Origin of the sequence: Leisingera daeponensis, from assembly GCF_019801465.1 — a bacterium.
Lineage (GTDB): Bacteria > Pseudomonadota > Alphaproteobacteria > Rhodobacterales > Rhodobacteraceae > Leisingera > Leisingera daeponensis_A.
On record NZ_JAHVJA010000023.1, the window covers coordinates 1 to 22585 of the forward strand.

The 22585-nt window shown below is 63.4% G+C and carries 18 protein-coding genes and 1 pseudogene; 7 read left to right on the top strand and 12 right to left on the bottom strand.

The window, feature by feature from the left end; all coding sequences use genetic code 11:
* Positions 1–735, bottom strand: a 735-nt coding sequence (istA, locus tag KUV26_RS22690; RefSeq protein ID WP_222510156.1) for an IS21 family transposase, incomplete at its 3' end; no start/stop codon positions are given.
* Between the two features lie 115 nt (positions 736–850).
* Here istA and KUV26_RS22695 point away from each other — a divergent pair.
* A pseudogene (locus tag KUV26_RS22695) lies at positions 851–1518 on the top strand (integrase core domain-containing protein); the annotation flags it as partial.
* 52 nt (positions 1519–1570) lie between these two features.
* Here the strand turns inward: KUV26_RS22695 and KUV26_RS22700 are convergent.
* Positions 1571–2281, bottom strand: a complete 711-nt coding sequence (locus KUV26_RS22700) for an IS6 family transposase (RefSeq protein WP_222510157.1) — start codon at positions 2279–2281, stop codon at positions 1571–1573.
* A 53-nt stretch (positions 2282–2334) separates the two neighbouring features.
* Between KUV26_RS22700 and KUV26_RS22705 the strand changes: the two genes are divergently transcribed.
* The 3 genes from KUV26_RS22705 to KUV26_RS22715 all read left to right on the top strand — a co-directional run bounded on the left by KUV26_RS22705 (position 2335) and on the right by KUV26_RS22715 (position 5264).
* Positions 2335–3126 carry an SDR family NAD(P)-dependent oxidoreductase gene (locus tag KUV26_RS22705; protein WP_222506617.1) on the top strand — a complete coding sequence of 264 codons (792 nt, stop codon included), beginning with the start codon at positions 2335–2337 and terminating at the stop codon, positions 3124–3126.
* A gap of 178 nt (positions 3127–3304) precedes the next feature.
* A complete protein-coding gene (locus tag KUV26_RS22710) occupies positions 3305–4813 on the top strand; it encodes an FMN-binding glutamate synthase family protein (RefSeq protein ID WP_222510158.1) in 1509 nt (502 codons plus the stop codon).
* Between the two features lie 106 nt (positions 4814–4919).
* On the top strand, positions 4920–5264 hold the full coding sequence (locus tag KUV26_RS22715; protein WP_222510159.1) for a RidA family protein: 345 nt from the start codon (positions 4920–4922) through the stop codon (positions 5262–5264).
* Positions 5265–5341: 77 nt separating this feature from the next.
* Here KUV26_RS22715 and KUV26_RS22720 read toward each other — a convergent pair whose 3' ends face one another.
* From KUV26_RS22720 to KUV26_RS22735, 4 genes are all read right to left on the bottom strand, one after another.
* Positions 5342–7036 (bottom strand): BCCT family transporter, encoded by a 1695-nt coding sequence (locus KUV26_RS22720; protein WP_222510160.1) that lies wholly within the window; start codon positions 7034–7036, stop codon positions 5342–5344.
* Positions 7037–7217: 181 nt separating this feature from the next.
* Complete coding sequence (locus KUV26_RS22725; protein ID WP_222510161.1) at positions 7218–8639, bottom strand: carnitine 3-dehydrogenase; 1422 nt, start codon at positions 8637–8639, stop codon at positions 7218–7220.
* A gap of 88 nt (positions 8640–8727) precedes the next feature.
* Positions 8728–9645 carry a 3-keto-5-aminohexanoate cleavage protein gene (locus KUV26_RS22730; RefSeq protein ID WP_222510162.1) on the bottom strand — a complete coding sequence of 306 codons (918 nt, stop codon included), beginning with the start codon at positions 9643–9645 and terminating at the stop codon, positions 8728–8730.
* Positions 9646–9663: 18 nt separating this feature from the next.
* Positions 9664–11610, bottom strand: coding sequence for an acetoacetate--CoA ligase (locus KUV26_RS22735; RefSeq protein ID WP_222510163.1), 1947 nt, complete (start codon positions 11608–11610; stop codon positions 9664–9666).
* 126 nt (positions 11611–11736) lie between these two features.
* Between KUV26_RS22735 and KUV26_RS22740 the strand changes: the two genes are divergently transcribed.
* The 3 genes from KUV26_RS22740 to KUV26_RS22750 all read left to right on the top strand — a co-directional run bounded on the left by KUV26_RS22740 (position 11737) and on the right by KUV26_RS22750 (position 16014).
* Positions 11737–12717 carry a GlxA family transcriptional regulator gene (locus tag KUV26_RS22740; RefSeq protein ID WP_222510164.1) on the top strand — a complete coding sequence of 327 codons (981 nt, stop codon included), beginning with the start codon at positions 11737–11739 and terminating at the stop codon, positions 12715–12717.
* A 477-nt stretch (positions 12718–13194) separates the two neighbouring features.
* Complete coding sequence (locus KUV26_RS22745; protein ID WP_222510165.1) at positions 13195–14157, top strand: TAXI family TRAP transporter solute-binding subunit; 963 nt, start codon at positions 13195–13197, stop codon at positions 14155–14157.
* 72 nt (positions 14158–14229) lie between these two features.
* Positions 14230–16014 carry a TRAP transporter permease gene (locus tag KUV26_RS22750; protein ID WP_222510166.1) on the top strand — a complete coding sequence of 595 codons (1785 nt, stop codon included), beginning with the start codon at positions 14230–14232 and terminating at the stop codon, positions 16012–16014.
* Between the two features lie 282 nt (positions 16015–16296).
* Here KUV26_RS22750 and KUV26_RS22755 read toward each other — a convergent pair whose 3' ends face one another.
* From KUV26_RS22755 to KUV26_RS22780, 6 genes are all read right to left on the bottom strand, one after another.
* The gene (locus KUV26_RS22755) at positions 16297–16590 is read right to left on the bottom strand and encodes a DUF1330 domain-containing protein (protein WP_222510167.1); all 294 of its coding nucleotides are present in this window, start codon (positions 16588–16590) and stop codon (positions 16297–16299) included.
* A gap of 58 nt (positions 16591–16648) precedes the next feature.
* A complete protein-coding gene (locus KUV26_RS22760; RefSeq protein ID WP_222510168.1) occupies positions 16649–18139 on the bottom strand; it encodes an NCS1 family nucleobase:cation symporter-1 in 1491 nt (496 codons plus the stop codon).
* Between the two features lie 99 nt (positions 18140–18238).
* Entirely contained in the window at positions 18239–19699 is a 1461-nt protein-coding gene (hydA, locus tag KUV26_RS22765; RefSeq protein WP_222510169.1) for a dihydropyrimidinase, read from the bottom strand.
* 5 nt (positions 19700–19704) lie between these two features.
* Positions 19705–20955 (bottom strand): Zn-dependent hydrolase, encoded by a 1251-nt coding sequence (locus tag KUV26_RS22770; protein WP_222510170.1) that lies wholly within the window; start codon positions 20953–20955, stop codon positions 19705–19707.
* 61 nt (positions 20956–21016) lie between these two features.
* On the bottom strand, positions 21017–22336 hold the full coding sequence (locus KUV26_RS22775; protein WP_222510171.1) for an aspartate aminotransferase family protein: 1320 nt from the start codon (positions 22334–22336) through the stop codon (positions 21017–21019).
* A gap of 27 nt (positions 22337–22363) precedes the next feature.
* Positions 22364–22585 (bottom strand): NAD(P)(+) transhydrogenase (Re/Si-specific) subunit beta (locus KUV26_RS22780; RefSeq protein ID WP_222510172.1); only part of this gene is annotated, 222 nt, incomplete at its 5' end.

Consider the following 22585-nt stretch of genomic DNA (forward strand, 5'->3'; position numbering starts at 1 on the left):
GTTGCGCCGGGAATAGCCGACCAGCCCTTCGACGGAACCCTTGTCGTTGCCCTTGCCAGGACGCCCGTAGCGGTCCCGGATCACGTAGTGGGACAGCATCTCGCTGAACAGCCGCGCGCACCTGCGGGTTCCGTCAGGCTCGATCTTCGCCACAAGGCACCGGTCGTTGTCGTACAGGATCGACTGCGGAACGGCCCCGAAGAACCCAAAGGCATGGACGTGGCCATCCATCCAGGCTTCCGCTGTCGCCGCCGGATAGGCCCGGATGTAGCAAGCATCGCTGTGCGGCAGATCCAGGGCAAAGAAATGGGCCTTCTGTTCTACACCGCCGATCACTACCACTGCCTCGCCGAAATCGGCTTGAGCATGGCCTGGTGCGTGCGTCAGTGGAACGAACACTTCGCGATGCCGCCGGCCGTGCTCCCTCACATAGTCCTTGATGATGGTATAGCCGCCCTCGAAGCCATGCTCGTCGCGAAGCCGCTCGAAAATCCGCTTGGCCGTATGCCGCTGCTTGCGCGGTCTCTCCCGGTCTTCTGAAAGCCATTGATCGATGATTCCGGTGAACCCATCCAGTTTGGGCCGCCGGATCGGCGCTGAGCGCCGATAGCCAGGCGGAACCGAAAACGCCAAAATCTTCCGAACGCTGTCACGAGATATCCCGAAATGCCGCGCCGCTTCACGCTGGCTCATGCCCTCTGCGCACGCCAGACGAACCTTGCGATATAAATCCACGGTGAAGATCCTCCCGCCCTCCCTCCGTTAAAAAAAAGGGCAAAGGTGGACGACTTTTACGCCGCCCGCAGCAGGATCATCCCGCCGCTACAGTGGTCGACTTTCTCACCGCCGTTCTCAATCTTCGTTGCACCGCTGCTTGCAGCGGCACGGCATTTCACGCCTGCCGGACATGGAGGGGGACAAGCCGAAACGGCAGAAGTTCAAGCGGTATCCAATCGGCTATTTTCATATCGACATCGCCGAACTCCGGACTGCCGAAGGCAAGCTCTTTCTCTTCGTAGCCATTGACCGAACCAGCAAGTTCGCTGTGGCCCAACTGGTAAACAGGGCAAACAGGAAAACCGCCTGGGAGTTTCTGGAGCACCTGCTTGAAGCGGTGCCCTACCGTACCCACACAACTTGACTGACAACGGTATCCAGTTTGCCGAACAACCCCGGAACCGGAACACCTGCTATTCCCGACCAATGCGGTTCGACATGATTTGCGAGGCCAACGGGATTGAGCACCGTCTCACCAAGCCGAACCATCCTTGGACCAACGGCCAGGTCGAGCGCATGAACCGCACCATCAAGGATGCCACCGTCAAGCGTCACCACTACGACAGCCACGGTCAACTCCGCGCCCACTTGGCCGACTTCCTTGATGCCTACAATTACGCGCGCCGCCTGAAGACCCTCAGCGGCCTAATTCGTTACGAATACATCTGTAAAATCTGGACTTCAGAGCCAGACAGATTCATGGTGGACCCGATCCACCAGATGCCGGGACTGAACACTTAGGGCTTTGTCAGGTTGTTGACGCACGGCCATACCTATGGGTGACTTCCTGTAATCAGGCGGTCAGTTTTACGACATAGCCAGCCCAGAGGCCGAACGCATCTGACCTCGCATGGCGATAGGATCTGGCGGATAGGCGCTGGCGTTTGGGGCGGAACAAGTTGGCGATCTGATCGTGGACGGATAGAAACTGCTGTGCTTGGCGCGGCGATTTGAAACGGCTCATGAACTTCTCGCGCCGCCGCGTGTGCCAATGGGACGCCTCGCTCCTGTTGTTTAACCCTTTGTGCTGACGATGTTCTACGCCGGGTGCGATCTGTTCCTTGGCGGCGCCGTAGGATCGCAGTCTATCCGTCACCTGGACACGGGGCTGGCCCCACCGTTTTATGAGTTTCCGCAAAAAACGGTGGGCTGCGGCCTTGTTGCGGCGCGACTGGGTCAGGATTTCGAGCACATCGCCCTTGGCGTCAACGGCCCGCAAAAGCCAGTGGCTCCGACCCTTGATACGGATCACGACTTCATCGAGATGCCATTTATCCGCCAGCGCTGACCGGTCCCGGCGGATCTTTGCGGTAAACTGATGCCCGAGCCGGTTCACCCAGTCACGGATCGTCTCGTACGAAACTGTGACATCGCGTTCCACCAACAGATTTTCGACGTCGCGTAGGCTCAGAGCGAACCGATGGCAGGCCCGAACAGCGTAACCAATCACGCTCCGTGGAAACCGGAAGCCTTTGATCTGGAACAAATTTTCGATGTTCAGCATGATAAAGAACTACCCAGCCGATACAGCGTCAGCAACCTGACAAAGCCCATTCCATGACCAAGACCATTCTCATTACCGACCCAACAGATGGCCTGGGCCGCGCAACGGCTGAGGCGATGGCCAGACAAGGCCACAGCCTCATCCTTCCCGGCCGCAACAGAAGCAAGCTGGAGGCCGCCGCCCAGGAGCTGTGCGGGACAAGCGCAACGATGGCAACCGTGCAGGCCGATCTGTCCGTCCTGGACCAAGCGGCGGTAACGGCCCGGCAGGTCATTGCAGACCATCCCGCCATCGACGTCCTGATCAACAACGTCGGCATGTTCAAAACCGGGCAGACCGTCTCACCCGGCTTCTTCGACGTGCGTTTTGCCGTCAACACCTTCGCCCCCGCACTGCTGACGCAGCGGCTGCTGCCCGTCATTGCCGGGAATGGCCGCATCATCCACCTGTCCTCCGCCGCGCAGACGCCTGTCGACCTGGACGCGCTGGCAGGCGGCAGCCCCCTGCCAGCGATGGAGGCCTACGCCCAAAGCAAGCTTGCCATCACCCTCTGGAGCCAGCATTTCGCGTCTGAGCACCCCGAAGGGCCGGTCTCCATCGCCGTTAATCCCGGCTCCCTGCTGGCCACTCGGATGGTTCGCGAAGGTTTCGGAACCTCAGGCAATGACCTGAGCATCGGCGTTGATATCCTGGCCCAGGCTGCACTTTCCGAAGAGTTCGCAGACGCCTCCGGGCGCTATTATGACAACGACGCGGGCCAGCTGGCGCCGCTTTATCCGGCCGCCCTGGCGCAGACCCTTAGCGCACGGGTGAACCAGATCCTGCAATCACTGCCGATGGCCTGACAACTCGACCGGCGGGCACCCGGCAGGAAAACCGTCCGCCCTTCCCTGCAGGCCACTGCGGATCGCAGGCCTTTCCAGGCGTTCCCCACTGCTCCTGAGGCTGGACAACTTTCCTGCACCTGCCGCAGTATCCGGAGACAGGGCCGAGCCTGCCCGAGCCAAAGGAGCGACGCACCCTATGACCCAGATATCCAGCACCGTTCTGGCACTGCTCGAAATCCTGTCCTATGCCTTCATATTCGCCATCGGCGCCGGCCTCCTGTGGCTGATCGCGATCTACATCCGCGACAAGACCCAGACTGCCAGCACTCTGCGGCGCAACTACCCGGTGATTGCCCGCTTCCGCTATCTGTTCGAGCATCTGGGCGAGTTCTTCCGCCAGTATTTCTTCGCCCTCGACCGCGAGGAGATGCCATTTAACCGGGCCGAACGCTCTTGGGTCTACCGTGCCGCCAAGAACGTGGATTCCACTGTCGCCTTCGGCTCTACCCGCGACTTGCGCCCTGCCGGAACCGTCTATTTCGCCAATGCGCCCTTCCCGGATCTGGAGCACGGCGCCACCCCGCCCGCCGCCATCACCATCGGCCCCTATGCGCGCCAGCCCTATACCACGGCCTCGATCTTCAACATCTCCGGCATGAGCTTCGGCGCGATTTCCGTGCCTGCCGTGCGGGCGCTTTCGCATGGCGCCAAACAAGCCGGCATCTGGCTCAATACAGGCGAAGGCGGGCTGTCGCCCTACCACCTGGAAGGCGGCGCCGACATCGTGTTCCAGATCGGCACCGGCAAATTCGGCGTGCGCAAGCCCGAGGGCGGGTTTGACGAAGACAAGCTGCGCGCGGTGGCGGCACATGAAGCCGTGCGGATGTTCGAACTGAAGCTCAGCCAAGGCGCCAAGCCCGGTAAGGGCGGCATTCTGCCCGGGGCCAAGGTGACAGAGGAAATCGCCGCCATCCGCGGCCTCCCCCCCGGCCAGGACGCGATCAGCCCCAACCGGCACCCGGAGGCAGGCACCGTGGGCGAGCTTCTCGACATGATCGCCTATGTGCGCGAAGTGACCGGCAAGCCGGTCGGGTTCAAGGCGGTGCTTGGCGCCCATGGCTTCCTCGACGGGCTCTGCCAGGAGATCCTGGCCCGCGGCGAAGCCAGCGCCCCCGATTTCATCACCATCGACAGCGCCGACGGCGGCACCGGCGCCGCCCCGATGAGCCTAATTGACAACATGGGGATGCCGCTGCGCGAAAGCCTGCCGCTGGCGGTGGATGTCCTCACCCGCTACGGGCTGCGCCAGCGTATCAAGGTCTGCGCCAGCGGCAAGCTGATCAACCCGTCAGAAGTCGCTTGGGCGTTCTGCGCCGGCGCCGATTTCGTGGTCTCCGCCCGCGGCTTCATGTTTGCTTTGGGCTGCATCCAGGCGTTGCAATGCAACAGGAATACCTGCCCCACCGGCATCACCACCCATGACCCCAAGCTGCAATTCGGCCTTGATCCCAAGAGCAAGGCCAACCGCGTCGCCGCCTATGCCAAAAACATGGTCAAGGAGGCCACTATCATCGCCCACAGCTGCGGCGTGACCGAACCGCGGCTGCTGCGCCGCTACCACGCGCGGATCGTGCTGGATAACGGACGGTCTGTGTCGATGGCGGAACTGTTCCCAGAACAGGCTCAACAGCACGCCGCGCAGTAATCTTGCGCTCTCCGTTCACACCGCCCGCTGCTGTCCGTCCGCCCCTTTCCGCGAGGGACCGCAACCGCTATGACCGCGGCAACGCTTCAACGGAAAGGAAGACCCCATGACCATCACCCGCATCGGCACCACCGCCCGCTCCAGCAAGATCGTCAAGCACAACGGCGTCGTCTATCTCAGCGGCCAGGTGTCCGAGGCCGAGACCGCCGCCGAGCAGACCCGCGAGATCCTGGCCAAGGTCGACGCCCTGCTGGCCGAGGCCGGCAGCGACAAGACCCGCCTCCTGCAGACCGTGATTTGGCTCTCCGACATGTCCTATTTCGCGGAACTGAATGAAGTCTGGAACGCCTGGGTGCCGGAAGGTCACGCTCCGGCCCGCGCCTGCGGCGAAGCCAAGCTGGCGCGCGAGATTTTGAAGGTGGAAGTCATCGTCACCGCCGCTTGCGACTGATCCGTTTGCCGGCTGGCAAATGGATTGCGCCGGGCTTCATCAGCCCGGCGCATTTGCTTCCTGCCCTCTGGACTGCGTCAGGCGGTCAGATCCTGCGTCAGATGCGTACCGTCAGGCGTTTCCGCCTGCTCCGCCTCCATCGGTGCAGCCGTGGGGTCCTCACGCAGCGACTTGCAGAGGCCCCAGACCATCGCCATGATCAGGAAAGAGATCGGAAAGGCGGTCGCAATCAGCGCCGTCTGCAGCGCGTTCAGGCCGCCTGACATCAACAGTGCGATAGCAGTTGCGCCGATCCCCACTCCCCAGATGATGCGGAACTTGTTCGGCGGGTTTTCGTCGCCCATCGACAGCATGGTGGTGATCACCAGCGTGCCGGAATCCGCCGAGGTCACGAACCAGCTGACCAGCAGCACGGTTGCCAGCAGAGACAGCGGCCAGGCGGTCCAGCTCATGTCGCCCATCCAGGAGGTCTGGCCGATATTGGCAATGGTGCCATAAAGCGCCCCGGGCAACTCCCAGTTGCGGACGGTGGCAATGATGCCCGCGCCGCCCTCAGCCGCCGGTCCGCCCGCCATATGCATTTCCTGCCAGATCGCGGTGCCGCCGAACATGCACAGCCAGAAGAACACCGCCACGGTCGGCACGCACAGCACCCCGACCATGAACTCGCGGATGGTCCGGCCGTAGGAGATGCGGGCGATGAAGATGCCCACCAAAGGCGCCCAGGCAATCCACCAGCCCCAGTAGAAGATGGTCCAGCCGCCCTGCCAGGCGACATTCGGCGCTTCGGTCGCGGTCCAGAACCCCATCGGGATGAAGTTCCACAGGTAATCCCCCAGCGAGGTGATGAAGAACGCCATCAGCCACTTGCCCGGCCCCAGCACCACAAAGGCCAGCAGCAGCGCAATCGACAGCCAGATGTTCCATTCAGAAATGAACCGGATGCCGCGCGCCACGCCGGACACGGTCGACGCGGTGGCAATGACCGACACGATCACGATCAGCACGATCTTCAGGGTCAGCGTCACCTCCAGCCCGAACAGCACGTTCAGCCCGGTGGCAATCTGGGTGGACCCTAGCCCCAGCGAGGTCGCAATGCCGAAGACCGACCCGAACACCGCCAGCAGATCCACCAGATGCCCCCAGGGGCCATAGATCCGCTCGCCCAGGATCGGGTACAGGGTCGAGCGCATGGTGAGCGGCAGCTTCTTGCGGAAGCCGAAATAGGCCAGGCACAGCCCGACCAGCACATAAAGCGCCCAGCCATGGAAACCCCAGTGGAAGAAGGCCACCCGCATCGCGTCGCGGGCGCGCAGCATGTCCATCTCCATGTGGCCAACCATATCGGCATGCGGGTTGTTCGGATAGCCAAAGGCGCCGGAGTTATCGAAATAGAAGATCGGCTCAGCCACACCGAAGAAAAGAATGCCAACCCCGATCCCGGCAGAGAACAGCATCGCGAACCAGCTGAAGTTGCCGAATTCGGGGCGCGAGTCGTCATCGCCCAGCCGCAACTTGCCGAACTTCGAGACCATCAGCCAGAAGCAGAAGAACATGACGCCGATCAGCAGGGAAATGTAATACCAGCTGAACCAGCCTTCGATCCAGGCACGCACCGACTTGTACAGGCCGCCTGCCAAATCAACATTCAAGACCGTGAAAATCACGAAAAAGGCGATCATTCCCTTGGCCGCCGTGCCCATCCCGGGGTGCAGCCCGGTAAAGAAACCGGACTTTGCCACCAGGTGGCTGTTGGGATTGCTCTCAGACATATGGTCCTCCCTTGACCCTTTACCAATGCCCCGGGATCCTCCGCCGCGGGGCCGCCCGGCTTCCCGGGCAGTTAGTTTCCGGCCGTCCCCTGCGGCCTCAGTTCAAGAATGCGGGCCGGATCGGGGAGGATGCCCGGCCCGCAAAGGAAAACCGGCAGCCCGCGAGCCGCCGGTTCCCAATTCATCCCCGCTGTCCAACGTGGCGCCCGGCGCCCTCCGGCAACGGCAGCCCTGCGTGCGCCGCGGCAAAGGACGCCAGCTTATCCGCCACCTCCGGCGACGGCAGCGAGGTGCCGCGCGCGTTCAGGTCCATATGCAGCAGAAGCGTTTCCACGGTTGCCGCCAGCTTGCCCTCGGGGCCGAACAGGCGGTGAAACAGATGCATCTTCTTGCCTTCGCCCTGCAGGACCTGGGTGGTCACGGTCAGCGCATCGCCCTCGTGCAACTCATCCAGGAAGCGCACGTGGTTCTCGACGGTGAAATAGCTGCCGCCCGCGGCAATGTACCCGGCATCACAGCCGATCATTTCCATGAACCGGTCGGTCGCCTGGGCCGAGGCTTCGGTGTAATGCGCCTCGTTCATGTGGCCGTTGTAGTCGGTCCAGCTCTGCGGCACCGGCCGGCTGACGGTAACCGGCAGAACGACGGCTTCCGGCACGGGCAGCGTTTCCTCATGAGTGTTGATGACACCGCCGGCACCGCTGCCGGATTTCTTCAGCGCCCGCATCATGCCAACCAGATTGTCATCCCGCAGCCGCTCCAGTTCCCGGATCGACATATGGCCTGATTGTGCATCGGACTGGCCTGCGATCAGGTCGACCAGCTCCTCGGTGAACTCCGGCACGTCCATCAGCTTGGTCCAAGGCCACTCCAGAGCAGGGCCGAATTGCGCCATGAAGTGCTTCATGCCCGCCTCGCCGCCGGCAATCCGGTAGGTCTCAAACAGCCCCATCTGCGCCCACCTGAGGCCAAAGCCCATGCGGATCGACTCATCCAGCTCCTCGGTGGTGCAGATGCCGTCCTTGATCAGCCACAGGCCCTCGCGCCAGACCGCCTCCAGCAGGCGGTCGGCGATATGCGCGTCGATCTCCTTGCGCACGGTCAGCGGATACATCCCCACCTCGCGCAGCAGGTCTGCGGCCTGCGCACAGGTATCCGCATCGCCCACCAGTTCGACCAGCGGCAGCAGGTAGACCGGGTTGAAAGGATGCGCGACAACAACGCGGGCGCCTTCGGCATTCAACTCCGACGGTTTGAAGCCGCTGGTGGACGAGCCGATCACCGCACTTGCGGGAGCATGTTGCTGAATCTGCGCGTGGATCTTGTGCTTCAAGTCCAGCCGCTCCGGCACACTCTCCTGAATCCAGGATGCCTCCGCCACCGCTTCCGCCATGTCGGCGTGGAAGGTCAGTTCACCTTCGGCCGGCAGCGCCTTGTCATAAAGCGACGGCAGCGAGCGGCGGGCGTTGGCCAGCACTTCGCCGATCTTGCGCTCTGCTTCCGGATCCGGGTCGAACACCCGCACGTTCCAGCCGTTCAAAAGGAACCGCGCGGCCCAGCCGCCGCCGATAACCCCGCCGCCGATGATTGCTGCTGTTTTCATGATCTATCCTCTGATCGGCCTCCCCGTGCGCCCGCCGGTGCACAGAGGGTGTACAGGGGGTGCACGCACGGCACCCCCGCATTTCGGCTTACTTCGCCACCGGCACGCGCTTCGTCAGGCCCAGCTTCTCGCGGACCGCCTCCGGGCCGATGATCCGGGCGCCCATGCCCTCGATCACGCCGACCGCGCGCTCCACCAGTTGCGCGTTGGTGGCCAGCACGCCCTTGTCCAGGAACAGGTTGTCCTCAAGGCCCACCCGCACGTTGCCGCCCGCCAGCACCGACTGCGCCGCATAGGGCATCTGATCACGGCCCAGCGAGAACGCCGACCAGGTCCAGTCGGCGGGCACATTGTTGACCATCGCCATGAAGGTGTTGAGGTCGTTCGGCGCACCCCACGGCACACCCATGCACAACTGCACCAGCGCGTTGGGTTCCAGAATTCCCTCTTTTACCAGTTGCTTGGCAAACCAGAGGTGGCCGGTATCAAACGCCTCGATCTCCGGCTTCACACCCAGATCGGTCATCATCTGACCCATCGCCCGCAGCATGCCGGGCGTGTTGGTCATGACGTAATCGGCCTCGGCAAAGTTCATGGTGCCGCAGTCGAGGGTGCAGATTTCCGGCAGGCATTCGGCGATATGGGCCATCCGCTCGGTGGCGCCAATCATGTCGGTTGCCGCCTCGTTGACCGGCAGCGGCGCTTCAGTCGAGCCGAACACGATGTCGCCGCCCATGCCTGCGGTCAGGTTCAGCACCACGTCAACTTCGGAATCGCGGATGCGGTCGGTAAGCTCCCGGTAATACTCAAGTTTCCGGGACGGCGCACCGGTTTCCGGGTCGCGCACGTGGCAGTGGACCACCGCCGCGCCGGCCTTGGCGGCAGCAATCGCGGACTCGGCAATCTGCTTGGGCGAGCGCGGCACATGGGGGGATTTGTCCTGGGTGCCGCCGGAGCCGGTCACGGCGGCAGTGATGAAGACTTCACGGTTCATGGTCAGGGGCATGGTCTCGCTCCTTTGGGGTTAAGCTTGCAATTCAGGGTGATCCGCAAACAGCTCCAGCGCCTGCGGGTTGGCGAGGCCGGAGAGGTTGCGGACAGGGTGATTGTTCACCACATCGCGGACCGCCAACTCGGCGGTCTTGCCGGATTTGGTGCGTGGGATGTCAGCGACGGCGATGATCTTGGCGGGCACATGCCGCGGCGAGGCGTTCCTGCGGATTTCCGTTTTGATCCGGGCAGTTAGCGCATCATCCAGCACCACCCCCTCGGCAGGAACCACAAACAGAACCACCCGCACGTCGTTGTCGAAGCTCTGGCCGACGACCACCGCATCTGCGACCTCGTCAATCTTGTCGAGCTGACGGTAGATCTCCGCGGTGCCGATCCGCACGCCGCCGGGGTTCAGCGTCGCATCCGAGCGGCCCAGCACCACGTAGCCGCCATGCTCCGTGCGGATGGTGAAATCGCCCTGCCGCCAGATGTTCGGATAGGTCTCATAGTAGCTGGCGCGGTAGCGCGCATTGCCAGGGTCGTTCAGGAACTGGGTCGGCATCGACGGATGCGCGTTACGGCAAACCAGCTCGCCAGCAACACCCTCGACCGGTTCGCCCTGGTCGTTGAGGGTCGCCACGTCCAGCCCCAGCATCGGCGCCTGGATCTCGCCCTGGTGCACCGGCAGCACCGGGCAGCCGCCGATGAAACAGCCCAGAATATCGGTGCCGCCGCAGATCGAGGCCAGCTGCACATCCGCCTTCCAGTCGGCATAGACATGGGCAAAGCCTTCGGGCGACAGCGGCGAGCCGGTGGACAGAACCACCCGCAAAGCGCCCAGATCGTGGCTTTCCACCGGCCGGTTCCGGCGCTTTTGCGAGGCGTCTATGTATTTGGCGGAAATACCAAAATGGGTGACCTTCTCAGCCTGCGCCAGGTCAAACAGGCGGCGGATGCCGGGATACATCGGGTTGCCGTCAAACAGCACGATCACGGCCTCGGAGGCCAGCGCCGCCACCTGCCAGTTCCACATCATCCAGTTGCAGGTGGTGTAATAGAACATCCGGTCGCCCGGGCGCAGGTCGCAGTGCAGCTGCTGCTCCACCAGCATCCGCAGCAGGGTGCCGCCGCCGGAATGCTCGATGCACTTGGGCTTGCCGGTGGTGCCGGAGGAGAACATCACATAAAGCGGATCGCTAAAGCCCATCGGACGGCAGTCCAGCGCCGGCGCGTCTTTCTGCTTGAACGCCTCATAGGCGGTCATGCCCTCCGGCAGGTCCGCAGCATCGCCAGCATAGGGCCAGACCACGATCTGCTGGACCGACGGCACACGGGCGGCGACTTCGGCAATGGCGGCGCGGGTCTCAAACGTCTTGCCGTTGTAGAAGTAGCCGTCGGCGGCAAACATCAGCTTAGGCTCGATCTGGCCAAACCGGTCGACCACCACATCCGGCCCGCTTTCCGGCGCGCAGGAGGACCAGACCGCCCCCAGCGAGGCCGTCGCCAGCATCGCCGCCACGGTCTGCGGCATGTTCGGCACATAGCCGGCCACATGGTCGCCCGCCCCGATCCCGGCAGCGCGCAGGGCGGCAGCGAACTGTTCAACCTCGTGCCTCAGTTCGGACCGGGTCCAGGCCATGCGGCGGCCGTCCTCGCCAATGAAAACAATCGCTTCGCGCCCGTCGGCGTTCTTCAGGAAGGTATCCGCGACGTTCAGCCGCGCTTCGGGGAAGAAGCGCACATTCATCGGGTCGGCATCCGGCAGCAGCGACACCGCGCCCTTGTCTCCCGCCAGCCCGCAGAACTCCCAGGCCAGCGGCCAGAACTCCTGCGGCTGCGCAACCGACCAGGCGTGCAGAGCGGCGAAGTTGTCCAGAGCTTTGCCAGCGGCAGCAGAAGCCTGCGCTATGAAACCGGACAGCAAAGGTTTGCGGCGTGCCGATAGATCCGGCTGCCAGAGGAGAGGAGCGGTGGTCATGAAGGTCTCAGTGGCTAGAGAGCGGGTTCGGGCGTCATCTTCGGGTCAACAAGCGGCTTGACTTCCTGCGTGATTAGCGCAGGAGTTGGCGTCACGTTTATACAGTTTCGGTCAATTGCGATACAGATGCCGCCAAATCCGCCGCAAATCTTCGAATTTCTGCTGTTCGACGGGTTCTCCAACATGGTGCTGGCCAGCGCTATGGAACCATTGCGCGACGTGCGGATGAATGCAGGCCAGGACATTGCCGGATGGCGCGTCAGCACACTGGACGGCGCGCCGGTCAGCAGCTCCAGCGGGCTGCAGATCACCCCGGACGGCGCGTTTGACGCGCGTCAGGGCAACCGCACCCTGGTTCTTGTTGCAGGCTACCGCGTGCGCGAACAGATCACGCCTGCCCTGCTCGCCAAGCTAAGAACCGCCACCCGGCAGGCCAGGCTGGTTCTGGCGCTCGACACCGCCGCTTGGCTGCTGGCCGCCGCCGGCGTGCTGGACGGCCATGCTGCCACCATCCACTGGCAGGAACTTGAAGCCTTCATGGAAGCCTTCCCGAAAACCGAAGTGTCGACCGCCCGATTTGTGCGTTCAGGACCGTTCCTGACCTGCGGCGGTGCCAGCACCGCACTCGACATGATACTGAGCCTCATTCAGGATCTTTTCGGTTCTGCAGCCGCCTTTGGCGCTTCTACCATGTTTGTCTACAACCCTTCTCGCCAGTCAGAGCTGAACCGCGGTGCCGCCAGGCTGGAACAGCGCGGGTCCCGCAAGATCCTGCAGGCCGCCAACCTGATGGCAGAGAACATCGAAACACCGCTGAGCACGGCAGAACTAGCCAAGCAGGTGTCTCTGTCCGAGCGCACCCTGGCCCGCGCGTTCCAGCGTGAGCTGGGGATGACGCCGGGCAAGTACTACAAGATCCTGCGGCTCCAGCACGCGCGCTACCTGTCGGATGAAACCCATCTGAGCCTGGAGCAGATTGCCCACAGATGCGGGTTCTCCTCCGCCTCCTCGTTGGGGCGGTCGTTCAGCACCCTTTACGGCCGGACAATCCGCGAAGCGCGCGGGCAGGAAAAGCCCTGGGCGCAGAGTGATCGGCTAAACGACTGAAAACTGTTCTCTTTGGGTTTAGCCGACCGGAACGCAATTGCCGGACGCAACCTGTTCAAACGCCATGATTTCCGGCACTGCACGCGTTGACGCTTGGAGAATTCGGTCTAGAGCGACGTGCCGAGCCGATTCTTCCACTAGCCGCTGGCCACCCCAGGAATAGATATTCGCCGTATGGCCGACCCAAGCTTTTAGCTAAGCGCCAAGCCGGAAAGGAACCTTGTTACAGGTGTCCCTTTCGTCGGTAATTGAAACGGCGGGGCAAACTAGCACGACCAGACTGCAAACGATCCGGCTATTCTGGTGCTGTCGCGTGATTTTGCAGTGCTCATCGCGCTCCTGGTTGTTTAAGTTGACATCGGCGCAAGCAGGGCTTTCTGTCCAGCGGGTGCAAACCCGCGCCGCCACAACCGGGCTGGCGCACCCGAAACTGCTGAACTATCAAGCTATTTACGCTCTGGGATGGAGGAACCACTTATGACGAAAATTCTGACACATATGGGCGCCATGGTGGCAGCCGGCGTGCTGCTGGCCGGAGCCGTTCAGGCTGAGACGCGGGTAACCTACAAATCCGCCAAGAGCGGCTCCTCCTACTACCAGATGGGGGTGGAGCTGGCTGAAGCAATGAAGGCCGGCACCGATGGCGGCATCATCGTCACCGTCGAAGAGAGCCAGGGGTCGACCCAGAACGTGATGGAAGTGCGCGCGCGCGGCGCCGACTATGTGTTTACCACTCCGCCAGCGCTGGTCGGTCTCGCGCAGAACGGCAAAGGACCCTTTGAGGGAAAATCAGCGCCGCAATTCGATGAGATCCGGGCGCTGTTCCCGATCCCCTCGCTGACCATGCATTTTGTGATGGCAGGGGAAGGCAGCACCGGCACTCTGGAGGATCTCGAGGGCAAGACCGTGCTGTTGGGCAAAGGCTCCTTCGGTGCTACCGAAGGCGAGAAATACCTCAATCTGTTCGGCCTTTCGGACAAGGTGACAATCGCCGACGCGGAGCTGTCGAACGCGGTAGCCGCCTTGAAGAACGGCCAAATTGGCGCCTTTGTCACCGCCGGCTCCTTCCCCGCGCCGAATGTGGTGGAAGCAGCCGCCTCGACACCGGTGACGCTGCTGTCTCTCAGCCCGGAGCAGTTGGCCGAGACCAAGCGCACCAAGCTGGTGATCCCGGCAGGCACCTATGCGGGCCAGGACGAGGACGTGGTGACGACCTCGCTGCCGGTGGCTGCCTTCACCACAACCAAGATGGATGAGGAAACCGCTTACCAGCTAACCCGGACCTACTGGGAACAAAAGGCCAAAATGGCAGACACCTCGGCTTGGTGGGATGGCGTGACCGCCGATTTGATGGAACACATCACCACACCGCTGCATCCGGGAGCGATCCGCTACTACGAGGAAGCCGGCATCGCCCTGCCGGACGCGTTGAACCAATAAGACCCGCAGCGGCGCGCCCTGGGAAATCTTTGCTTCCCGGGCGCGCCGTTTCCTTTGCCGAAAGCCCGCCACATGACCCATCTTCCGAAAAGCCGCCTCGCGGCCGGCTTCTGGCTGCTGCTGTCCGCAGGCCTGGTCGTCTACCACCTCGCCCTGGTCTTTGCGGGCATTGTACCCAACTTGGTCAGCCGCCCGCTGCACATGGCATTCATTCTGCCGTTCGCGCTGGTTTTCGGTGTGCGGGAACGCGGGCTGCTGCTCTCGGGCATCGTGCTGGCGGCCCTGGGATGCGCTGCTGCTGTCTGGGTGGCGGTCAACGCTGATGCCCTCGGCGACCAGTACGGCTTCCTTGAGGGTCGCGGCCAGGTCGTCATCGCAGTCGTGCTGCTGGCCGTGGTGCTGGAAACCGCGCGGCGGGCCATCGGCTGGCCGCTGCCGGTAGTGGCGGCGCTTTCGCTGCTGTACGGGCTGTTCGGCCAGCACATTCCGGGCGAGTTCGGCCACTCCGGCACACCGCTGGAAAGCTTCCTCGGCACACTCACCATCGCCGAAGGCGGCATCTGGGGCTCGCTGACTGGCGTCTCGGTCGGTGTGGTGTCGATCTTTGTGATCTTCGGGGCGGTGCTGAACGCAGGCGAGGCCGGTCAGGGTTTCATGAATGTGGCCGGGGCCGCCGCGGGCCGTCTGAAGGGCGGCGCGGCCAAGGTTTCCGTGATCTCATCCGCGCTGTTCGGGTCGATTTCTGGGTCGGCTTCGGCCAATGTCGCCTCCACCGGCGCCATCACCATGCCGGCGATGACGCGGCTGGGCTACCCCAAGCGGCTGGCGGCCGCAGTCGAAGCGGTGGCCTCCTCCGGCGGCCAGATCATGCCCCCGCTGATGGGGGCGGGCGCGTTCGTGATGGTGGAACTGACTGGGGTGCCCTACACGTCGATCATGGCGGCAGCGATGCTGCCCGCGCTGCTCTATTTCCTGGCGGTCTGGGTTGGTATCAACGCCTACAACCGCCGTTTTAACCTGCGCGGCGTGCCGCCCGAGGAGCGGCCCCGGCGGCGCGATGTGATCATCACTTCGCTGTTCTTTCTGGTGCCGTTCAGCGCGCTGCTTTGGGGTATGTTCGGGGCCGGTTTTACGCCGGAGTATTCCGCGGCACTGTCGGTTCTGGCCGGTGCTGTGCTGCTGGTCTTCAATGCCGAGATGTCCTTTAAGCCGCGTCAAATCCTCGACCGCGCCGCGGCGGCGCTGCTGAACGGCGCGCGTCAGGTCTCGATGATCGCGGCGATCATCTTGTGCGCCTCGATCATCATCGGCGTACTGTCGATCACCGGCCTGGGCGTCAAAATCACCTCGCTGATCATCCAGGGATCAGGCGGGCTGCTGTGGCCGTCGCTGATCCTGACCGCCATTGCTTGCCTGGTTCTAGGAATGGAGGTGCCGACCACCGCCGCCTATGTGATCTGCGTTTCCGTCGCGGGACCGGCCCTGACACAGCTTGGCCTGGAGCCGCTGCAGGCCCACCTGTTTGTGTTCTGGTTTGCGCTGCTGTCCACTATTACACCGCCGGTCTGCGGCGCGGTGTTCATCGCGGCCGGGATGATCGGGGAAAGCTGGCTGAAGGTGGCTCTCACCGCAATGTCGCTGGGCGTCGGACTGTACCTGATCCCGCTAGGGATGGTGGCCAATCCGGCAATCCTGGCCCTCGCCGAAGACCCGCTGAATGCCCTTTTTGCGCTGCTGCGCATGGGCGCAGGCCTGACGCTGGTCTCTGCCGGGCTGATCGGCGCGCGGCGCGTGCTGCCTACCCTGGGGCTCTGCGCGCTCGGGCTTGCGGTTACCTTCTCAGGACTCTGGATCTGATAGCGGCGGAAGCCATGCCTTCACATGAAGGGAGCGCCGATCGCAAACCAGCGGGGTTTGACTGCGCTTTTGGCGGCTTGAAAATTAAACGGCAGCAGAATGGCGGTGGATATAAAGAGCGCCAGATGCTTCCTTTAAATGCGTCCGCTGTCCAGCGCCGGGCGTTCCCGATAAATGTACCCGGTAGCAATGTCCCCGCCCAATGCGCGGCAGGCACAGCCGCCGCCGTTTATTTGTTTAATGGAAAAGCCCCCTGATGAAGCAGCCCGAGCGGCCGGCCGCTCAGCCGGGAGCGCCCTCGACTATCACGATATTGGCGATACCGGCACCTTCCCGGTGTGCTTTGGCGGCCTGGTATTCCGGCGAGTTGTAGCAGCGAAGCGCCGCCTCCATTGTATCGAACTCGATCACCACATTGCGCGGATGGCCGTCGCCCTCCATCTGCTCGCAGGCGCCGCCGCGCGCCAGCACGCGGGCACCGAATTTCTTGAACGCCTCCGTCGCGCCTTCTGCGTAGTTTTTGTACGGGTCAGGGTTTGTCACGGTAACGTGGGCAATCCAATAGGCTTTGGGCATGTGTGCTCCGCTGGTCTGATAGGGAGACCGGGGCGGCCAGTGCCGCCCCGGCCGACAGTTACTTGTTCAGGATCTTCGACAGCACCAGATAGGCAGCGCCGGCCACGAAGAGGCCCACGAACCACGCATAGGTGTAGATCGTGGCGAAGAAATCCGAGGTGCCCGCGGAAAGGCCGACACCGGCAAGGAAGCCCGGCAGGTTCGGCAGAATGCCGATCACCAGCGCCCAGACACCGGCCCAGTTGGTGCCGTTCCTGCCGGAATAAATGCCGTTCAGCTTGAACAGTTCGGCCACCTCCAGCTTGGTCTTCCGCAGCAGATAGTAGTCCGCCAGCATCACACCCGCGATCGGGCCCAGGAGCGCCGAATAGGCGATCAGCCAGCCGACGATGTGGTTGACCAGTACCCAGGGGAACATGGCGATGCCGATGCCCGCGGTGATGTAACCGCCACGCTTGAGGTTGATCTTGCTGGGCGCGAGATTGGCAAAGCCGTGCGCCGGCGCCACCACATTGGCGGCGAGGTTGGTGGTCAGCGTTGCCACGATCAGCGCGAACAGCGCGATGATCACCGACAGGCCGCCCATCTTCTCGGAGAGCTGGATCGGATCCCAGATCGCTTCGCCGAAAATCACCACGGTGGCCGAGGTCACGGCGGAAGCGATGAAGGCAAACAGCGCCATCGGGATCGGCAGGCCGACCATCTGGCCGAGGAACTGGTCCTTCTGGCTGCGTGCGTGGCGGGTGAAATCGGGGATGTTCAGCGCCAGCGTCGCCCAGAAGCCGATCATGCCGGTGAGGCTGGGCCAGAACACTTTCCAGAACTGGCCTTCCTGCGGCTGGCCGGGATCAAAGGCGCTGGGGGTCGACAGCATCTCGCCGAAGCCGCCCGCGTTGACATAAGCCCAGCCCAGAAGCGCCAGACCCATCGCCAGCAGGAACGGTGCGGCGTAGGTCTCCAGCCAGCGGATCGATTCGGTGCCGTTCGAGATGAAGTAGAGGTGCAGGCCCCAGAAGGCGAGGAAACAGATGAACTCGCCCGCGCTGATGCCGAGGATGGCCAGCGGCTCCCCCGCCAGCGCGCCGCCGCTGAGGGTGTTGAGGATCACGAAGATCGCCGAGCCGCCAACCCAGGTCTGGATGCCGAACCAGCCGCAGGCGACGATGCCGCGCGCGACGGCGGGGATCTTGGCGCCGGTGGGGCCGAAGGAGGAGCGCAAGAGCACCGGGAAGGGGATGCCGTATTTGGTGCCCGCGTGGCCCACCAGCACCATCGGGATCAGCACGATGGCGTTGGCGGCCAGGATGGTCAGCACCGCCTGATCCCAGCTCATGCCAGAGCCGATCAGATAGGATGCCAATAGGTAGGTCGGGATGCAGACCACCATGCCGACCCAGAGTGCGGCGATCGCCAGCCAGTCCCAGGTCCGCTGCTCTGCGGTGGTGGGCAGTTGGTCCTCGTTGTACAGCTCCGGGTCGATCCCAGCCAGATCAACCTGCTGCGCCGATTGGGCGCCGGGGGCGGTGTATCCGCTTGTTATATCAGCCATTATCAGTTCTCCCTGTTATGTGGCTTGCAGCGGCCCCTTCTTGTTGTCGCGGGGTCCGCCAGATGTGAAAATTCCCCGGCCTGCAGCGGGGAACCTCGATCAGACGCAGGCGGGCATGTTTTCCGCCGAGCGTTGGACCTGCCGCGGGGCGGTCAGTTCTTTCCATTTCGACAGCGCCTTGTTCACTTCCGGGAAAGGCGCGCGTTCGACAAACCGCCCGTGGCCCGGTGTGGCGCAGATCTTGCCGTCGTCCACCGCGACCTCACCCCGGCTGAGGGTGTAGCGCGGCAGGCCGGTGACCTCGCGGCCTGCGAAGACGTTGTATTCCACCACCGACTGCTGGGTTTCCGGCGAGATGGTCTTGGATTTCTTGGGATCCCAGACCACCAGGTCAGCGTCGGAACCTTCCACGATCGCCCCTTTCTGCGGGTAGATGTTGAGGATCTTGGCGATGTTGGTGGAGGTGACGGCGACGAATTCGTTCGGCGTCAGACGGCCAGTGTTCACGCCTTCACTCCACAGCACCGGCATGCGGTCTTCCAGACCGCCGGTGCCGTTGGGGATCTTGGTGAAATCGTCGATGCCATTGCGCTTCTGCTCGATCGAGAAGGCGCAATGGTCGGTCGCCACCACCTGCAGCGAGCCTGCCTGAAGACCGGCCCAGAGACTGTCCTGATGGGATTTGTCGCGGAACGGCGGCGACATCACCCGCTGTGCGGCGTGATCCCAGCTGGGGTTGCGGTATTCGCTTTCATCCAGCACCAGATGCTGGATCAGCGGCTCGCCAAAAACGCGCATGCCCTTCTGGCGGGCCCGGCGGATCGCCTCATGCGCCTGCTCGCAGGAGGTATGCACGACATAGAGCGGCACGCCCGCCATGTCCGCGATCATGATGGCGCGGTTGGTGGCCTCGCCCTCGACCTCCGGCGGGCGCGACAGCCCGTGGCCCTCGGGGCCGCGGATGCCGTCGGCCAGCAGTTTTTGCTGCATGGTCGCAACCACATCGCCGTTTTCCGCATGCACCATCGGCAGCGCCCCAAGCGCGGCGCAGCGGCGGAAGCTGTCGAACAGCTCGTCATCCTCCACCATCAGCGCGCCCTTGTAGGCCATGAAGTGCTTGAAGGAGTTGATGCCGAGGTCGACCACCTGCTGCATCTCGTTGAACACCTGCTCGCTCCACCATGTCACCGCCATGTGGAAGGAATAGTCGGCGCAGGCGCGTTTCGACTTGGCGTGCCAGGCCTCCAGCGCCTCCAGCATCGACTGGCCAGGGCTGGGCAGGCAGAAGTCCACCACCATGGTGGTGCCGCCTGCGAGGCCCGCGCGGGTGCCGGATTCGAAATCATCCTTGGAATGGGTGCCCATGAAGGGCATCTCCAGATGCACATGCGGATCAATACCGCCCGGCATCACATAGCAACCCTCGGCATCGAGCACCTTGTCGCCATTCAGATTGGTGCCGATCTGCACGATCTTGCCGTCCTCGATGGCAACATCTGCTTCATAGCTGCGGTCGGCGGCAACGATGGTGCCGCCCTTAATCACGGTTCTCTGACTCATGCCGCTCACTCCACGATTTCTGCGGTTTCCAGCACGGCGTGCAGCAGCACATCCGTCCCCGCCGCCGCCCATTCGCGGCTGATTTCCTCGTCTTCATTGTGGCTGAGCCCGTCAACGCAGGGGCACATCACCATCGCGGTCGGGGCCACCTTGTTGATCCAGCAGGCATCATGGCCCGCGCCGGAGATGATATTGCGGTGCGAATAGCCCAGCTTCTCGGCGGCGCTGCGCACGGCAGCGACGCAGCCCTCGTCAAAGGTGACGGGGTCGAAATGGCCGACCTGCTCGATCTCGAGCCCCAGCTCCAGCTCCTCGGCGATTTTCGCAGCACCTTCGCGCAGGCGGCGCTCCATGTCCGCTTGCGTGTCGAAGCTGGGCGAACGGAAGTCGATGGTGAAGACCACCTTGCCCGGCACGATGTTGCGGCTGTTGGGATAATAGTCGCAGTGACCCACAGCGCCGACGGCGTCGGGCTGGTGGCTCATCGCGATTTCATGCACCAGGTCGGTGATCCGCGCAGCGCCCAGACCTGCGTTGCGGCGCATCGGCATCGGGGTGGAGCCGGTGTGTGCCTCCTGCCCAGTCAGCGTCACCTGCAACCAGTTCAGACCCTGGCCGTGGGTGACGACGCCTATATCCTTGCCCTCGGTCTCCAGAATCGGGCCCTGCTCGATGTGCAGCTCGAACATCGCGTGCATCTTGCGCTGCCCCACCGGCTCGTCGCCTACGTAACCGATGCGGGCCAGCTCCTCGCCGAATTTTTTGCCCTCGGCATCTTCGCGGGCATAGGCCCAGTCCTGCGTGTGGACACCGGCAAAGACGCCGGAGGACAGCATCGCAGGCGCAAACCGCGTGCCTTCCTCGTTGGTCCAGTTTACTACCACGATGGGGCGGCGCGGGGTGATCCCCTGATCGCGGATCGAACGCACGACCTCCAGTCCCGCCAGCACGCCCAGCACCCCGTCGTATTTGCCGCCGGTGGGCTGGGTATCCAGATGGCTGCCCATCATCACCGGATCCAGATCCGGCTCGGCGCCCTCAAGCCGGGCAAACATGTTGCCCATGCTGTCGACGCCGACGGTCATGCCGGCCTCTTCGCACCAGCGCTTGAACAGGTCGCGGCCCTGCTTGTCTTCGTCGGTCAGCGTCTGGCGGTTGCAGCCGCCGCGCAGGCCGGGGCCGACCAGTGCCATTTCCATCAGCGAATCCCACAGGCGGCTGCCGTTGATGCGGGCGTTGCTTTGCACGTCTTTCATGTCTTTCTCCCTGTTCGCCCCTGCCCCGCGCGCCCATGGGCCGCACGGCAGGGGCAGGTGTTTACGCGATGAGCGATTCGGCAAGGATCCCGGCCAGCTCGTCAATTTCTTGCTTTTCGATGATCAGCGGCGGCGACATGGCGATGATGTCGCCTGTGGTGCGCAGATGCGCCCCCTTGTCCCAGGCCCGCAGGTAGACGTCCAAGGCGCGCTTGGTGGGCATGTCCGCCACCGGCTCCAGCTCCACCGCGCCGACCAGGCCCGCGCAGCGGATGTCCTTCACATGCGGCAGGCCCTTCAGGCTGAACATCGCCTCGGCCCAGTAGCCCTCCAATGAGGCGGCGCGCTCGAACAGCTCCTCCTCGCGGTAGGTGTCGAGCGCAGCAAGTGCGGCGGCGCAGGCCACCGGGTTGCCCGAGTAGGTGTAGCCGTGGAACAGCTCGATCATATGGTCCGGGCCGGTCATGAAGGCGTCGTGGATCTCGCTGCTGATCATCACCGCGCCCATCGGGATGACGCCATTGGTCAGCCCCTTGGCGGTTGTGATCATGTCCGGCTCGACACCGTAGTAATCCGCGCCAAAGGCCCGGCCGAGGCGGCCGTAGGCGGTGATCACCTCGTCAAAGATCAGCAGGATGCCGTGCTCGCGGGTGATCTCGCGCAGCCGCTTCAGATAGCCCTTTGGCGGCAGGATCACCCCGGCGGAGCCTGCCATCGGCTCGACGATCACCGCGGCGATGGTTTCGGCCCCGTGCAGCTCTATCAGACGCACCAGATCCTCGGCCAGCTCGACGCCATGCTCGGCCTCGCCCTGGCTGTAGGCATTGCGTTCAAGGTCATGGGTGTGGCGCAGGTGGTCAACGCCGGTCAGCAGGCTGCCGAAGTGGCGGCGGTTGTTGACGATGCCGCCCACCGCGATGCCGCCGAAGTTGACCCCGTGGTAGCCCTTCTCGCGGCCGATCAGCCGGGTGCGGGAGGCATTGCCCTTGGCCTTGTGATAGGCCAGCGCGATCTTCAGCGCGGTCTCCACCGATTCCGAGCCGGAGTTGGTGAAGAACACGTGGTTCAGATCACCCGGCGCCAGTTCCGCCAGCCGGTTTGCCAGCTCAAACGCCTTGGGGTGGCCCATCTGGAAGGCCGGCGCATAGTCCAGCTCCGTCATCTGGTTCTTTACCGCCTCGGTGATGCGCGGCGCGGCGTGGCCTGCGTTCACACACCACAGGCCCGCGGTGCCATCCAGCACCTTCTTGCCCTCGCTGGTGGTGTAATACATGCCTTCCGCGCCCGCGATCATGCGCGGATTCCGCTTGAAATGCCGGTTGGCGGTGAAGGGCATCCAATAGGCGTCCATGGCGTTGGCACGCTTGGGGTTGGTGTCCATGTCGGGTTCCTTTGTCTTGATGAGGGGTCAGCTGACGGCGGTCAGCAGGTTGTCGAGGCTTGCTTTTGCGTCGCCGTAGAACATGCGGGTGTTTTCCTTGAAGAACAGCGGGTTCTCGATGCCGGAATAGCCCGTGCCCTGGCCGCGTTTGGAGACGAACACCTGTTTCGCCTTCCAGCACTCCAGAACCGGCATGCCGGCGATCGGCGAGTTCGGGTCCTCCTGCGCCGCAGGGTTCACGATGTCGTT

Coding starts and splice junctions, on each gene's coding strand:
- KUV26_RS22735 (WP_222510163.1), bottom strand. CDS start 11,610: ATGACCACCGCTCCTCTCCTCTGGCAGCCGGATCTATCGGCACGCCGC.
- KUV26_RS22750 (WP_222510166.1), top strand. CDS start 14,230: ATGACCCATCTTCCGAAAAGCCGCCTCGCGGCCGGCTTCTGGCTGCTG.
- KUV26_RS22755 (WP_222510167.1), bottom strand. CDS start 16,590: ATGCCCAAAGCCTATTGGATTGCCCACGTTACCGTGACAAACCCTGAC.
- KUV26_RS22720 (WP_222510160.1), bottom strand. CDS start 7,036: ATGTCTGAGAGCAATCCCAACAGCCACCTGGTGGCAAAGTCCGGTTTC.
- KUV26_RS22725 (WP_222510161.1), bottom strand. CDS start 8,639: ATGAAAACAGCAGCAATCATCGGCGGCGGGGTTATCGGCGGCGGCTGG.
- KUV26_RS22715 (WP_222510159.1), top strand. CDS start 4,920: ATGACCATCACCCGCATCGGCACCACCGCCCGCTCCAGCAAGATCGTC.
- hydA (WP_222510169.1), bottom strand. CDS start 19,699: ATGAGTCAGAGAACCGTGATTAAGGGCGGCACCATCGTTGCCGCCGAC.
- KUV26_RS22760 (WP_222510168.1), bottom strand. CDS start 18,139: ATGGCTGATATAACAAGCGGATACACCGCCCCCGGCGCCCAATCGGCG.
- KUV26_RS22705 (WP_222506617.1), top strand. CDS start 2,335: ATGACCAAGACCATTCTCATTACCGACCCAACAGATGGCCTGGGCCGC.
- KUV26_RS22745 (WP_222510165.1), top strand. CDS start 13,195: ATGACGAAAATTCTGACACATATGGGCGCCATGGTGGCAGCCGGCGTG.
- KUV26_RS22710 (WP_222510158.1), top strand. CDS start 3,305: ATGACCCAGATATCCAGCACCGTTCTGGCACTGCTCGAAATCCTGTCC.
- KUV26_RS22770 (WP_222510170.1), bottom strand. CDS start 20,955: ATGAAAGACGTGCAAAGCAACGCCCGCATCAACGGCAGCCGCCTGTGG.
- KUV26_RS22700 (WP_222510157.1), bottom strand. CDS start 2,281: ATGCTGAACATCGAAAATTTGTTCCAGATCAAAGGCTTCCGGTTTCCA.
- KUV26_RS22730 (WP_222510162.1), bottom strand. CDS start 9,645: ATGCCCCTGACCATGAACCGTGAAGTCTTCATCACTGCCGCCGTGACC.
- KUV26_RS22775 (WP_222510171.1), bottom strand. CDS start 22,336: ATGGACACCAACCCCAAGCGTGCCAACGCCATGGACGCCTATTGGATG.
- KUV26_RS22740 (WP_222510164.1), top strand. CDS start 11,737: ATGCCGCCAAATCCGCCGCAAATCTTCGAATTTCTGCTGTTCGACGGG.